The sequence below is a fragment of the Arthrobacter sp. JUb119 genome, assembly GCF_024807995.1.
In the GTDB taxonomy this organism is placed as follows: domain Bacteria; phylum Actinomycetota; class Actinomycetes; order Actinomycetales; family Micrococcaceae; genus Glutamicibacter.
In genome coordinates this window covers 254,378-267,902 of the sequence record NZ_JANUFE010000002.1, presented here as the reverse complement: position 1 = coordinate 267,902, position 13,525 = coordinate 254,378, and the positions used below count along the sequence as shown (strand labels likewise).

The window sequence follows — 13,525 nt, the reverse complement described above, 5'->3', positions numbered from 1 at the left end:
CGGAAAATGATGCAGGAAATCCCTGCCCGGCTCAAGGCCAGACAGGGACTTCCGGAAAAATTATTCGGAAACGGTAATGTGCGCTCCGGGCGCTGGAGCGGTCACCGGGATGGTAGCGACACCCACCTCATCGCCCAACTGGGCCATGACCTCTTCAGCATGCTCGGCATCTTCGACCAGCAGAGCCAAGGTCGGCCCCGAACCGGAAACCATGGCTCGCAGGGCACCGGCGCCTTCTGCCATATCGCGCATGGTGCCTAGTTCCGGGGCAAGGGCCAAGGAAGCCTGGGTCAGGTCGTTGGCCAGCACCTGGGCCAACGCTGGCGCGTCCGAAGCCATCAGCGCTTCGATGACCGCTGGATCGATTTCCTGCGGGACTTCGATCTCCGTGCCGGAACGCAAGCGATCGAGCATGCCATAGACTCGCGGGGTCGACAGGCCAAAGCTGGCCGGGATCAGCACCCAATGGGTCTTGGCACGAGTCAGCAACGGGGCAAGCTTGTCGCCGATGCCCAGGCCGATGGCGGCCCCGCCCATCAAGGCGAAAGGCACGTCAGCACCGAGGCGTGCGCCCAAGCGGCCGAGTTCTTCCCGGTCCAGCCCGGTTCCCCACAATTCGTTGCAGGCTACCAGGGTGGCCGCCGCGTCTGCAGAGCCTCCACCCATTCCGCCGGCGATCGGGACGCGCTTGGTGATGTGCAGGTTCGCTCCGAGGCTGCAGCCCGTGTGCTCGCGAAGCAGCTGGGCTGCCTGGTGCACCAGATTGCCTGCACCCAGCGGAAAGCTTTCCGGTTCGGAGACCACAGGGGAATTCGGTTCCAGGCTCAGCTGCAATTCCCCGTCGGTGCGCAGCGTCGCTTCAATCTGCTCGGCCAGGGAAACCGCAACGTAGAGGCTCGCCACTTCGTGGTATCCGTCTTCGCGAGGAGGACCGACCTTGAAGTAGCAGTTGATTTTGCCCGGTGCGGTCGCGATGACACGCTGCTTAGACATGCTTATGCCTCGCTAGCTGGAGCTTCAGCCGGAATATCCTGTGCGGCACGGGCAATGTCGATGTACTGGTCAATATCCAGCTTCTCGCCGCGTTCCTTCGGATCAATGCCTGCTGCTACCAGGATCTGTTCGGCACGAGCACCGGAGCCTGCCCAGCCGGAGAGGGCAGCACGCAGCGTCTTGCGGCGCTGGGCGAAGGCTGCATCGATGATGGCGAAGACTTCCTTGCGATCCGGGGCGTCGCTGCGGTCCTTGTCGCGGGTGAACCCCACCAGGCCGGAGTGGATCTTCGGAGCTGGCCAGAAGACGTTCATGCCGATCACGCCAGCCTTGCGCATGGTTCCGTACCAGGCGCCCTTCACCGATGGGACGCCATAGATCTTATTGCCCGGGGTGGCGGCCATCCGGTCGGCAACTTCGTCCTGCACCATGACCAAGCCATTGCGGATGGACGGGAAGTGCTCCAGCAGGTGCAGCACCACCGGGACGGCAACGTTATAGGGAAGGTTGGCGACCAGCGAGGTTGGCTCGCCGGGAAGTTCGGTGACCTTCATGGCATCGGAAAGGATCACGGTCAGATCGTCTTCTCGGCCAGGGCGGAACTCGGCCATGGTCTGCGGCAGTCGCTTTGCCAGGGGTGGATCGATCTCCACGGCCACGACCTTGGCGGCGGCATCCATGATGCCCAGGGTCAGGGAACCTAGGCCCGGGCCTACTTCCAGCACTGTTTCGGATGGGTCGACTTTGGCGGCGGCGACAATGCGGCGGATGGTGTTCCCATCGATCACAAAGTTCTGCCCCAGCGTCTTGGTAGGGCGGATTCCCAGCTCTTCGGCCAGACGACGGATTTCGGTGGCCCCAAGCAGCGGCAAAGATTCCTTAGACATCACAAATCCAATTCTAGTTCAGCTAGATTGATCCAAACATAACAACGCGACGCATCCACCGTGATGGTGGACGCGTCGCGTTGTTATTCGGCTTTTGCTTTTAGCGCAGGCCCAGCTTGGACGAGCACGATGGCCAGTGGCCCCAGCCACCTGATCGGCGCAGCACTTCAGCTGCAGCGATCTGCTCCTGCGGAGTTGCCTGGTGCGGCAGCGGTGCGTACTTGGTGCCACCCACATTGCGCCACGACGATGCAGAGAACTGCAGTCCGCCGTAGTAGCCGTTGCCGGTGTTGATCGACCAGTTGCCGCCGGATTCGCACTTGGCCAGTGCAGCCCAGGTCGAGGAGATGCTGCTCGGGGTTGGAGTGTTCTTGGAAGTTGAAGTTTCCTTCTTCTCTTCCTTGGTGCCAACACGGATTTCCTCGGCAACGGGCTTCTTGGTGACCTTGGACTTGAGGACTTCTTCCTCGCCCTTCTTGCCGTTGCGGGTTTCCTGGCGCAGGGTCAGCTCACGCTCGCCCTTCTTGCCTTCGGTCTTGACCTCGGTGTCGCCCTTATCCAACGAGCTGTCCTTGACCTTCTTGGTCTCGAAGTCGATGTCTCGCGTTTCGTCCCACGTCTTGACCGTTACGTCGATCACCTCGACAGTGGTGCCCGCGGCCAGCTTGACGCTGTCCTTGACGTCCTTGTCGGTTTCGTCCTTGATCTTGACGTTGATTTCGTCGTTGCCGTCGACCTTGATCTTCTCGTCGGCAAGCAATTGCTTGACGGTCAAAGCAGTCGTTGCGATTTTCTTCTTCTTGTCCTTGACGACCAGGGTCATTTCCTTGGGCGTGATGACTTCCAATTCATCGCTCAAGGCTGCGAGCTGCATGTCCTCATCGAGGGAAACCTCGGAATCCTTATCCAGGTCGAGCTGTTCAACCACGTCGGCAACGGTCATGCCGGTAGTGTGCACAACGCGCTCGGTGCCATCCACGGTTACTTCGATCGACTTGTTGCGCTTGATATCAACAAGCTGCTGGTCGGCAAGCTCGGAATCCAGTGCTGCGGAGATCTCGTCGCGCTCAGCCAAGGCAACGTCCTGCTGTTCCAGCAGTGCGCCAACGGTGGCAGCACGGGTGGTGATTTCCTGGCGCTGGCCGTCCACCGACATGACGACCGATTTCTGGCCAGAAATATAGAAAACAGCACCGGCAATAACCACAGCTACGGCGAGCGCCTGAGCCAGGTATTTCACCCAGGTCTTCTTGAGCAAGTGAGTCACGGTAATGAGGTCCCCATCGTTTGTAGACCCAACTGCGGGAATCCTGTCAGGATCTCCGGTTGGGCCCGGCAGTGTTCGCTGCCTGTCCTTCAGTCAAAGTTGCGCCGTGTTTCCACTTGCAGCAAGGCGTGAGGATCAGGCTGTCCTGAACACACCGTGCCGAAAATAGGCGGGGGCGGTACCGGACATCTCATCCACCGTAACCGAATTGTTATATTTGTGGCAAGTGTCCTGTAACGAGACACACAACCTCCGGGTCTAGAATTCTCCGTACACTTCTCGCGTATTCGCATCGATCCGGGTGCAGAATTCGGCCAGATCGATCCCCTTGGTTTCCGCCAAGAACCTAGTCGTGTACGGAATCATGTAGCTGGCGTTCGGGCGGCCCCGGAAGGGGTGCGGCGTCAAGAACGGTGCGTCGGTTTCTACCAGAAGCAGTTCTGGATCCGCCAGCGCCAAGGCCTCGCGAAGATCATGCGAATTCTTGAATGTCACAGTTCCAGAGAACGACATGTACCAGCCGTTGTCGTTGCAGATCCGGGCTAATGCCGCGTCCCCAGAGAAGCAGTGGAAGACCACTTTCCCCGGCAATGGCGCGTCCTTGAGCACACGAACCACGTCCTCATGGGCATCCCGGTCATGGATCTGCAGGGCCTTGCCCTGCTCCACCGCAATGCGCAGATGCTCCCGGAAGGAATGCTCCTGGGCGCCCCGTCCGTCTTCACCGGTACGGAAGTAGTCCAACCCGGTTTCGCCAATTGCACGCACCCGCGGATCCGCGGCAAGTTCTTCGATCCGCGCGATCGCTCCTTCCAGCTCCCCGCGTTCAGCCAGACGCGCGGCATCGTTGGGGTGAATGGCTACCGCGGCCAGGATATTCGAGTACTCGTTAGCTACCTGGACCGCGTATTCCGATGACTCCACGTCGCAGCCGACCTGGATCAGCCCTTTCACGCCAACAGCTGCCGCCGCCGCCAGGGCATCGGCAGCCGTGACCTTCACAGTTCCGTCAAGGAAATCCAGATGCGTATGGTTATCGACCACTGGCACTGGAAGCGCTTCTGGCGCTTCCGGGTACTGCAAATTGCGCTGGCTTCCGCCCTTTTCATTGCCAGAAGCACGCGACCGCTCCCCCTGCTCTGCTGCAGCGGCTTGCTCCGTCGGGCGGTAGGCCTCGGGAACCAGGGTGGGATCAGTGTGCTTCTTCTTGGACACGGTTATCCTTTGCGCGTGAATACTGGGATCGAATCTGTGGTTAATTGTGGCACCACTAGGGGTAGCAACGACAATCAGGTGCTCAGCTCCCGGTAGTTAGGCTCTGTTGCTGGACAAAAGATCCCCATATGATGTGATGCAAGACCCAATTGAATGAATGCTGCGGCGATCGATCTTGCCAACGATTCGTTCTTCAGGAGGAACCGCGCATGAGTGCAAACCGAACAGTGCCGTCGCTTGATTCGGCATTCCAGTCCAATTGCCAGCGCATTTTCGATGCTGTCCAGAGCGTCATCACCGGCAAGCCGGAGGCGGTGACTAGCGCATTGACGGTTCTGCTGGCACAGGGCCACCTGCTGGTGGAAGACGTTCCCGGGGTCGGTAAGACCATGCTGGCCAAGTCATTGGCGCGCAGCGTCAATGGTTCGGTGCACCGCATCCAGTTCACCCCGGACCTTTTGCCCAGTGACGTCACCGGTGTCTCGGTTTACTCCCCGCAGACTCACGAATTCACTTTCCATCCCGGACCGGTCTTCGCCAATATCGTCATCGCCGATGAAATCAATCGTGCGAATGCCAAGACCCAGTCGGCATTGCTGGAATGCATGGAAGAAAAGCAAGTCACCGTCGATTCGATCACCCATCGGCTGGAGCAGCCTTTCATGGTTGTGGCCACGCAGAACCCGGTGGAATCCGAGGGCACATTCGCCCTGCCCGAGGCACAGCGTGACCGATTCATGGCACGGCTTTCGCTGGGTTACCCACAACGCGATGCCGAAATCACCATGCTCACCGGCCGGCACCAGTTCGACCCATTGGAAGCACTGCAAGCCGTGGTGCAGCTGGCTGATCTGGGATACATGATTGAGCAGGTTAAAGCGGTGACGGTCACCGAACGGCTAGGCGCCTACGTGGTGGATCTGGGCCGAGCCACACGCGAGCACCCGCAGGTGGCGCTGGGGGCCTCGCCTCGCGCACTGATTCAGTGGGTTCGCGCGGCCAAAGCCCATGCCGCGATTCATGGACGCGACCACGTCTTGCCAGAAGACGTTCGCAGCGTGGCCCAGATGGTGCTGAACCACCGGTTGATCCTGACCCGGCGAGCGGTTGCGGACGGCTTGGATGCCAGCGCCGTGATCCAAGAGCTTGTTGCCAGCACCCCAGTGAGCTAACGGGCAGCCATGGAGAAGATTCCCCGCTACGATTCGCGCGATGCCCTCTCCTGGACGCGCACCGAAAATTCGGCGACAGCCCTGCGGCGTTGGCACCTTGACCTGTTCACCGTGCGCGGTTGGTGCACTGCCGGAGCTGGCGGCCTGCTGGTGTTCGTGGCATATCTCCTGGGCCGGCACGAAATGATGGCTTTGGGCCTGGCCCTGGTGGCGTTGGCTTTGGCGAACTGGGGTTTGGCCTTGCGCCTGCGCGGACGCACGATTATCCACCGGGAGCTGCTCTCGGCGGTTCCCAGCGTTGGCGAGGTCAGCAAGTTCCGCTTGTCGTGTGCTGAGCGTTCCATCATCCAGGAACAATTGCCGGAGGATTTCGGACCCGGCCCACGATTCCAGGCCCCGGGTTCAATCGAATACGAATTGGTGTTCCGCACACGCGGGATCCACCTTGTGGGACCAGCCCAGCAAATAGTCGTGGACCCTCTGGGGCTGATACAGGGAATGGTGCGCACCGGAGCGAGCCTGCAGATCCCCGTGCGTTCCCAATTGCACCGCTTGGATCGTTTCGCCCCGCTCGGCGAACGAACGCTCACTGGCGATGCGAAATTCTCCAGGAGCACCACCACCGACTACTACGATGTCGCGACGCGCGACTACCAGCAAGGCGACTCCGTCCGCCAGGTGCACTGGAAAGCCAGCGCCCGGCACGGAAAGCTCATGGTCCGCCAGGAAAACCACGTGGCAACCGCGCAGGCGCTCCTGGTCCTGGACACTTCCTTCGAGCATTGGAATCACAGCGGATCGGATCTGAGGATCTCGTTGCCGCAGGCTCACGCGGAGGCACTCACCAGCAGCCGCCGCTTTGAAAATGCGTTGTCGTTGGCCAGCAGCATCGGCCTGAGATATGCCACTAGCGGCTACCAGCTCGCCTTCCGGGACCTCACCGGGGCCTCGTTGGCGCAACGAGACCCGCAAAGCGTCTCCGAGCTCGGCGCGCTGAACAGTTTTGAAGACTTCCATGCCGCAACTTCGGACCTGGCCTTGGCCACCGGAACAGTTGAAGCCAACGGTTCCGAGATTCTGGGCAATACCCTGCGCAAGGAGCTCTTGGTGTTCCGCGAAGAACCGGTCATCATGATCCTCGGAGAGCTCACTGCGCCGCAGGCAGCTTGGCTGGCTACGCTCTCGCGCACCGTGCGCAATGTCGAGGTTTTCCTGCTGGTCAGCCACCCTGAACGCTATCGGCAGATACAACTTGAATTGGCTCGCACCAGCTGGAAAGTGCATATTCTTCCCGGCAATATGGCGATAGACGAGATGTGGGGATGATGAGCGCTGGCCGTACTGGGGCAAGCATTCTGGCCCCGACTCCCGACAACCCGGATCCGAGCGTTGGCTCGGCTCCCGCGATGCGGCTTCTGCTCGTGCGGGTTGCTGCTGCCTGCTGCCTTGCAGTCGCTGTATTAGCGGGTGCCGCCTCGCTGTCCGGGGTCATTGAAGGCTCCAGCTGGTTCCCGGCCTTGGTCCTCCCGGTCTTCGCCGTGCACCTGTGCGCCGGTCTGCTGCGCGCAGTCCGCCGCTTGCGCTGGAGTGCTCTTCCTGCTGCTGCAATCGTCGCTGTGGCATCCATTGCGCTCAGCGATGCCCGGGAAAGCAACATCTACGGTTTGCCTCTCGCCCAATGGGTCTGGAATGTGCTTGGTGAAGCGGGAATCCAGCTAGCTACCCAAGTGCCGCCGGTAGCCAATTCCCGCTCTGTGGCTTTCAGCGTATTGTGCTTCACTTTGGCAATCAGCCTGATCGTGGAAATGCTGGCCAGCTCGCGGCGCATGGCCATGCTGATCATCATTCCCTTGTCTCTGGCACCGATCATCGCGTCGCTGTTCAAGCAGGAAGGCGCCGGAATTGGCTACCTCGCGCTGCTGTTGTCGGCAGTGCTCGGCTATATTGCGCTGATTCCGTATCTCTTTGCCCCTGCATCTTCCAAGCATTCCCAAGTGATGCTTCCCACGCCCAGGACGCTGGGAATCCTGGGTGTCAGCGTGATGGCCTGTGTCGGTGCCCTCTTGGCGGCCAGCATCTGGATGCCTGGTTTCCGCAGCGGCATGTTCTCCGAGGGGCAACGTCCTTCGGGTGATCTGCTGGCCAGCAATGTCGATCCGCTGATCAACCTCGGAAGAGACCTCCGCTCGAACAGCGGTGTTCCCATCCTGGACTACTACACAACTGCAGAAGAAGCGCCTTACCTGCGCACTCAGGTGATCAAGGATCTGTCCGCAGACCGCTGGGAACCAAGCGAAAGCTCCATGCAGCACACGCTTGATGGCACCTCCGCGGTGTCAACGAATTTCAGCACGTTCAACAGCACCGACGAAGTCTTGCGAATGACTTGGCCTGATGGCATCAGCAGTCCGGTCCTCCCGTTGCCCAACCAATCCTATTTCGTGCAGGGCATCGTCGGGGATTGGAACTGGACCTACGAGACCTCGGTGGCTAGGCTCACTGGCGACGCCATGGCATCGACCAACGACATTTCAGTGGCCTACGCGGATTTGGCCATCAGCACGCAAATGGTCCGCAATGTCGGGCACATGGGAGTCGACGCCAGCGACCAGCTGCCCGAGGAATACCTGCGTCTTCCGCAGGATCCTGACAACGGATTGGAACCGTTGCTGCAGCAAACCCTCGATGAGGTTTTCGGCAAGAAGGGGAAGCCTGCCAACGACATTGATACCGCCGTGGCTTTGCAGCATTTCTTCCGTTCCGGGAATTTCGTGTACTCCGAACGCACCCCGCTGCGCGAAGGCTACGACGGGGCCAATCGTCGAGTTGTTGAAGCATTCCTGGCCCGGCGCCAGGGGTATTGCGTGCACTTCGCCTCGGCGATGGCCCTGCTGGCTCGTGAAGCCGGAATCCCTTCGCGCATTGCCGTGGGGTATGCACCCGGTGAAGCCAGCGGAGACACTCTCGAAATCACCGGGGACACCGCCCAGAGCATGCTGGAACGGCGCCTGGAAGAAGGTACCGAGCTCACCGGATATACCGTCAGCGGGAAACAGTCCCACGCGTGGCCAGAATTGTATTTGAACGGGCTGGGTTGGATTCCGTTTGAGCCCACCCCGGGTCGGGGCTACTCGCCAAGTTACGCGCCGGAACCAACTCCTACGTCGAACCCGCAAGAAAGCACTGCACCCCAAGTGCCCACCGAGCGCGGCAACCCGAGCCTCCCGGCCAGCGCCGCGCCTTCTGCACCGGCACCGTCCGCAGATTCTGGGACCCAGGGCGCAAAGGCAGTGTGGCTGTTGCCAGCGGTCTTGTTGCTGGCCTTCCTCGCACTGGGAGTTGCTCCGTGGCGTCGCCATCGCCTGCGTGAGGAGCGGCTAGGACGCGTGCGCCGTGGCGGCGCTGATGCCGCTCCAGCTCTGCTGGCCGAGCTGCAGGCTATTGGGGCCGATTACCGGGGGCCGGCCGGCAGCCACGAGTCGGCCGGTGACTACACTACCCGGCTGGGCGAAGACCATCCCCAAGTCGCCAAGGATTTGCAGTCCCTGAAAACTGTCATCCAAGAGAGCTTCTACGCCAACAGGCATCCCAGCGCTGATGATGCCGCTCCGTTGCTTGACGCCTTGCACGCGATCCAGGGCAATTTGCGCGGCGAGCTGTCCTTTATCCAACGAATCAGGGCATTCTTGTTCCCTGCTTCGGTGCACCCGCGTCATTCGCGCTCGGAAGAATCCACGCGAATCGACATGTAGCCATCGGTTTAACCGGCCAAGGCCCGACCGGAAGAATCCGGTCGGGCCTTGGCGCGAGCTGGAGAATCTACTTCTTGGCTGCGTAAGGATCGGCAATGCCGATGTACTGCACGGTGGTGTATTCCTCCAGGCCTTCGGCGCCGCCTTCGCGGCCCAGGCCCGACTGCTTCACGCCACCGAATGGTGCCGCGGCGTTGGAGATCACGCCAGCGTTGAATCCAACCAGGCCGAATTCGATCTGCTCCGAAACACGGAACATGCGGTTGAAGTCCTGCGAGTAGATGTAGGAAGCCAAACCGTATTCGGTGGAGTTGGCCAGCTTGATAGCCTGGGCCTCATCCTTGAACGTGGTCACTGGTGCCACTGGGCCGAAGATTTCCTGGCTCAGGATCTTGGCGTCGTTGGCGACATTGGCCAGCACGGTTGGCTGGTAGAAGTAGCCCGGGCCGTCAACTGGCGCGCCGCCGGTGATGGCAGTCGCGCCGGCGGCGACGGCGGCTTCAACCAGCGAGTGGACTTCGTCGCGGGCCTTTTCCTCGACCAGCGGGCCTACCGTGGTGTCGGCTTCGGTGCCGCGTCCTGGCTTCAGGGCCTTCATCGCTGCAGCGAACTTGGCGGTGAATTCCTCGGCAACATCCTCATGGACCAGGAAGCGGTTAGCAGCGGTGCAGGCTTCGCCCATGTTGCGCATCTTGGCTGCCATGGCGCCCTCGACAGCGGCATCCAGATCGGCATCCTCGAAGACGATGAATGGTGCGTTGCCACCCAACTCCATCGAGGTGCGCAGGACCTTGTCTGCGGCGTCCTTCATCAGCTGCTTGCCCACCGGGGTCGAGCCGGTGAAGGAAACCTTGCGCAGGCGGTCATCTTGCATCAGCGGGCCGGAGATCTTCGAGGCCGAAGCGCCGGAGACCACGTTCAGCACGCCAGCTGGAAGGCCTGCTTCCATCATCGTGGCTGCGAAAAGCTGGGAAGTCAGCGGGGTCAGCTTGGCTGGCTTGAGCACCATGGTGCAGCCTGCCGCTACTGCCGGGCCGACCTTGCGGGTAGCCATGGCCAGCGGGAAGTTCCACGGGGTGATCAGCAGGCATGGGCCAACCGGCTTGTGCTGGACCAGGACCTTGTTCTTGCCCTCGGGGGTGGTGAGGTAGCGGCCGTAGTGGCGTACGGCTTCTTCGGAGAACCAGCGCAGGAATTCGGCGCCATAGGTTACTTCGCCATAGGCCTCGGCCAGTGGTTTGCCCATTTCCAGGCTCATCAGCAGCGCAAAGTCATCCTTGCGCTCGGTGACAAGGTCGAAAGCACGGCGCAGGATCTCCGCGCGTTCGCGTGGTGCGGTCAGTGCCCATTCGGCCTGGACTGCGTCAGCTGCATCCAGTGCAGCCATTGCGTCTTCGCTCGTAGCACTGGCCAGTGTCAGCAGCTTCTCGCCGGTAGCCGGGTCGAGCACGTCGAAGGTGCCACCGTCGGAGGCATCCCTCCATTCGCCATTAATCAATAGGCCGGTTGGCACCTTGGCAAGCAGTTCCGCTTCGCGCTGGGCAGTAATCGACATACGAGCATCTCCTGATAGAAAATAATGAAAACTAATCGTCTTTGATGTCTACGCTATTCCTGGCAGGTGGTGGCTGTAAATTGCCGTCTGCACGATAAACGCGAGCATTCATTGTGCATTTAGCCTATGCGACTTCGGCTATTTTCCCGCTTCGTGACGTGCTGCCAGAACAGCTTCGTAAAGCTCGCGTTTCTTCACGCCGAATTTTTCGGCCACTTCGGCCACGGCCTGCTTCATGCGCATGCCTTCCTCCACGAGGGCTGCAACCTTGGGAAGCAAATCCTCGATGGATGCGGCCTCGGCTTCCGGGGCTCCGTGGACCACCACAACAATTTCTCCGCGTACGCCATCTTCTGCCCATGCGCGCAGATTTGCCAGTGAATCTCGACGGACCTCTTCAAACTTCTTGGTCAGCTCGCGGGCTACGGCGGCCTGGCGGTCTTGGCCAAATGCTTCGATAGCGGCATCCAGGAAGTCGCTCAGCCGGTGAGGAGCCTCGAAGAACACCATGGTGCGATCTTCGGCGAGCAAGGAATCCAGGCGCTTGCGGCGTTCCCCCGCCTTGCGCGGCAGGAAGCCTTCAAAGGTGAAACGGCCAGTGGGCAATCCGGACAGGGCCAGCGCGGTGAGCACCGCAGAAGGGCCCGGTACCGCGGTGACACGGATGCCAGCACTCAAGGCAGCGGCCACCAATGGGTAGCCGGGGTCCGATACCGCCGGCATTCCTGCATCGGAAACCACCAGCACAGTCGCGCCCTCGGCGGCCAGGTCAATCACCTCGGAGAGCTTGTGAGCCTCGTTGTGCTCATGCAGACTCATCACCCTCGCAGTGATTTTAATGCCCAGGGCATGGGCCAGGTGGTGGAAGTTTCTGGTGTCCTCCGCGGCGATGATATCGGCACTGGCCATAATCTCCCGCAGACGCGGGGAGGCGTCGGACAAATTGCCAATCGGGGTGGCTCCCAGGACGATTACGCCCTCATTATCTGAGTTCTGCACATTCTTAAGCCTACGCGACGCAGGAAAAGCCCACTTTCTGGACTTTCCACCGGTAGCATGAATTGGTGATGGGCACCTCGGTTTTAGACACTCCGGACTCCGGCCACGTACGCTCGGCGCGACAGGCCTTCACTTTCGAGAGCCTGAAACAACGGCTCCTGCCTGTGGTGGCTCCCAGCGGCCCGCTGATGTGGATCATTCCGCTGGTCGTGACACTGATTGCCGGCCTCTTGCGCTTCGTCAATCTGGCGCACCCGCACTTGCTGATCTTTGATGAAACCTATTACGTCAAGGACGCATTCGCGATGCTGCAAAGCGGATACGAGCGCGAATGGGCTGACGACAGCGATGGGAAGTTCATCGCAGGCGACCCGCAGCTGGAAGCTGAATCTTCCTTTGTCGTCCATCCGCCGCTGGGCAAGTGGATGATCGGCGTGGGCATGCTCCTCTTCGGTGATTTCAATGGCTTCGGCTGGCGTTTTTCCACAGCGCTGGTCGGCACCCTCTCGGTCCTGCTAGTCACTCTGTGCGCCCGCTTGCTCTTCGGTTCCCACGTCCTTGCCGGCATCGCCGGTTTGCTCATGGCCATCGACGGCCATTCCATAGTCATGTCGCGCACCGCGTTGCTGGACATCTTCTTGATGTTCTTTGTGCTTGCCGCGTTTTATGCCCTGCTCAAAGACCGGATACACGGCAGAACCGTGCTTGCCCGGAAGCTTTCAGTACCCGAGGGTAACCGGCCAGATGACTTCCTGCTCGTTCATGGCCCCATGCTCTGGTGGCGCCCATGGCGGCTGATCGCAGCGATCATGCTCGGTGGCGCAGTTGGCATTAAATGGTCGGCGCTGTCCTTCGTAGCTGTATTCTGCCTCATGGCGGTGCTTTGGGACTTTGGTGCGCGGCGCACCGCAGGAGTTCACAAGTGGCAGTCGGCGGCATTCATCCGCGACGGAATCTATTCCTTCTTCACCATGCTGCCGCTGGTGCTGCTGACCTATTTGTCCACGTGGACCGGGTGGCTGATCACCCAGGGCGGCCGATACCGCCATTGGGCCGAGGAGAATCCCGGCGAAGGCATTAGCTGGCTGCCCTCGCCGTTGCGTTCCTTGTGGCATTATCACCAGGCTGGCTACGAATTCCATACCGGGCTCGACTCCGAGCATGGCTGGCAATCCTCGCCGTGGACGTGGCCCTTCGCCGGACGTCCAGTGCTGTTCTACTTCGAAGGCTACGACAAGGGCGCCAACGGCTGCGGGCTGGAGCGTTGCACCGAGGTTATTACCGACCTGCCTAACCCGTTGATGTGGTGGGCCTGCACCATCAGCATGTTCTTGCTGATTCTGTGGTGGATTGGCGCCCGTGATTGGCGCGCCGGAGCGGTCCTCTCATCGGTGGCGGCCGGGTTTCTGCCGTGGCTGATGTACCCAGAACGCACGATGTTCTTCTTCTACACCCTGCCACTGGTTCCGTTCATGGTGCTCGCGTTGACGTATATGATTGGCAGGTTCATTCCACGCGACCCTAATTCCAGTGCCGCGCACCGATCACGCATCATCGTACTCACCATATTCATGGCGTTATTCCTAGTCACGTCGGCCTTTTTCTGGCCGATATGGAGTGGGGAAATGATCGCGGATGACTACTGGCGCTTGCATGTGTGGCTCCCTAGCTGGGGCTAGGCTGCC

General features: G+C 60.6%; 10 protein-coding genes. 4 read left to right on the top strand and 6 right to left on the bottom strand.

Annotation, left to right across the window (positions count from 1 at the left end):
• Positions 1 to 60 precede the first annotated feature (60 nt).
• The 4 genes from M2368_RS07250 to M2368_RS07235 all read right to left on the bottom strand — a co-directional run bounded on the left by M2368_RS07250 (position 61) and on the right by M2368_RS07235 (position 4,362).
• Positions 61 to 993 (bottom strand): 4-(cytidine 5'-diphospho)-2-C-methyl-D-erythritol kinase, encoded by a 933-nt coding sequence (locus M2368_RS07250; protein ID WP_105657483.1) that lies wholly within the window; start codon positions 991 to 993, stop codon positions 61 to 63.
• A gap of 2 nt (positions 994 to 995) precedes the next feature.
• Positions 996 to 1,880, bottom strand: a complete 885-nt coding sequence (gene rsmA, locus M2368_RS07245; RefSeq protein WP_105657482.1) for a 16S rRNA (adenine(1518)-N(6)/adenine(1519)-N(6))-dimethyltransferase RsmA — start codon at positions 1,878 to 1,880, stop codon at positions 996 to 998.
• Positions 1,881 to 1,980: 100 nt separating this feature from the next.
• On the bottom strand, positions 1,981 to 3,147 hold the full coding sequence (locus M2368_RS07240) for a resuscitation-promoting factor (RefSeq protein ID WP_105657481.1): 1,167 nt from the start codon (positions 3,145 to 3,147) through the stop codon (positions 1,981 to 1,983).
• A gap of 258 nt (positions 3,148 to 3,405) precedes the next feature.
• Entirely contained in the window at positions 3,406 to 4,362 is a 957-nt protein-coding gene (locus M2368_RS07235; RefSeq protein WP_105657480.1) for a TatD family hydrolase, read from the bottom strand.
• Between the two features lie 209 nt (positions 4,363 to 4,571).
• Between M2368_RS07235 and M2368_RS07230 the strand changes: the two genes are divergently transcribed.
• From M2368_RS07230 to M2368_RS07220, 3 genes are read left to right on the top strand one after another with little or no spacing between them, the layout of a single operon-like run.
• Positions 4,572 to 5,534, top strand: coding sequence for an AAA family ATPase (locus M2368_RS07230; RefSeq protein WP_105657479.1), 963 nt, complete (start codon positions 4,572 to 4,574; stop codon positions 5,532 to 5,534).
• Between the two features lie 9 nt (positions 5,535 to 5,543).
• Positions 5,544 to 6,860 carry a DUF58 domain-containing protein gene (locus M2368_RS07225; protein ID WP_498724290.1) on the top strand — a complete coding sequence of 439 codons (1,317 nt, stop codon included), beginning with the start codon at positions 5,544 to 5,546 and terminating at the stop codon, positions 6,858 to 6,860.
• The gene (locus tag M2368_RS07220; RefSeq protein WP_105661725.1) at positions 6,857 to 9,286 is read left to right on the top strand and encodes a transglutaminase TgpA family protein; all 2,430 of its coding nucleotides are present in this window, start codon (positions 6,857 to 6,859) and stop codon (positions 9,284 to 9,286) included. Before M2368_RS07225 ends, M2368_RS07220 begins: the two co-directional genes overlap by 4 nt.
• A 67-nt stretch (positions 9,287 to 9,353) precedes the next feature.
• On the opposite strand, the gene M2368_RS07215 is transcribed toward M2368_RS07220, so the two are convergent.
• A complete protein-coding gene (locus M2368_RS07215) occupies positions 9,354 to 10,841 on the bottom strand; it encodes an NAD-dependent succinate-semialdehyde dehydrogenase (RefSeq protein WP_105657476.1) in 1,488 nt (495 codons plus the stop codon).
• 138 nt (positions 10,842 to 10,979) lie between these two features.
• On the bottom strand, positions 10,980 to 11,840 hold the full coding sequence (gene rsmI / locus M2368_RS07210; RefSeq protein WP_483561477.1) for a 16S rRNA (cytidine(1402)-2'-O)-methyltransferase: 861 nt from the start codon (positions 11,838 to 11,840) through the stop codon (positions 10,980 to 10,982).
• A 68-nt stretch (positions 11,841 to 11,908) separates the two neighbouring features.
• Here rsmI and M2368_RS07205 point away from each other — a divergent pair, with 68 nt between their 5' ends.
• On the top strand, positions 11,909 to 13,519 hold the full coding sequence (locus tag M2368_RS07205) for a dolichyl-phosphate-mannose--protein mannosyltransferase (RefSeq protein ID WP_332488484.1): 1,611 nt from the start codon (positions 11,909 to 11,911) through the stop codon (positions 13,517 to 13,519).
• The last annotated feature ends 6 nt before the right edge of the window (positions 13,520 to 13,525 follow it).

Bases quoted from the DNA above. Each gene is read 5' to 3' on its own strand.
- M2368_RS07220 (WP_105661725.1), top strand. From the start codon at position 6,857: ATGATGAGCGCTGGCCGTACTGGGGCAAGCATTCTGGCCCCGACTCCC.
- M2368_RS07225 (WP_498724290.1), top strand. From the start codon at position 5,544: ATGGAGAAGATTCCCCGCTACGATTCGCGCGATGCCCTCTCCTGGACG.
- rsmA (WP_105657482.1), bottom strand. From the start codon at position 1,880: ATGTCTAAGGAATCTTTGCCGCTGCTTGGGGCCACCGAAATCCGTCGT.
- M2368_RS07250 (WP_105657483.1), bottom strand. From the start codon at position 993: ATGTCTAAGCAGCGTGTCATCGCGACCGCACCGGGCAAAATCAACTGC.
- M2368_RS07230 (WP_105657479.1), top strand. From the start codon at position 4,572: ATGAGTGCAAACCGAACAGTGCCGTCGCTTGATTCGGCATTCCAGTCC.
- M2368_RS07215 (WP_105657476.1), bottom strand. From the start codon at position 10,841: ATGTCGATTACTGCCCAGCGCGAAGCGGAACTGCTTGCCAAGGTGCCA.
- M2368_RS07205 (WP_332488484.1), top strand. From the start codon at position 11,909: ATGGGCACCTCGGTTTTAGACACTCCGGACTCCGGCCACGTACGCTCG.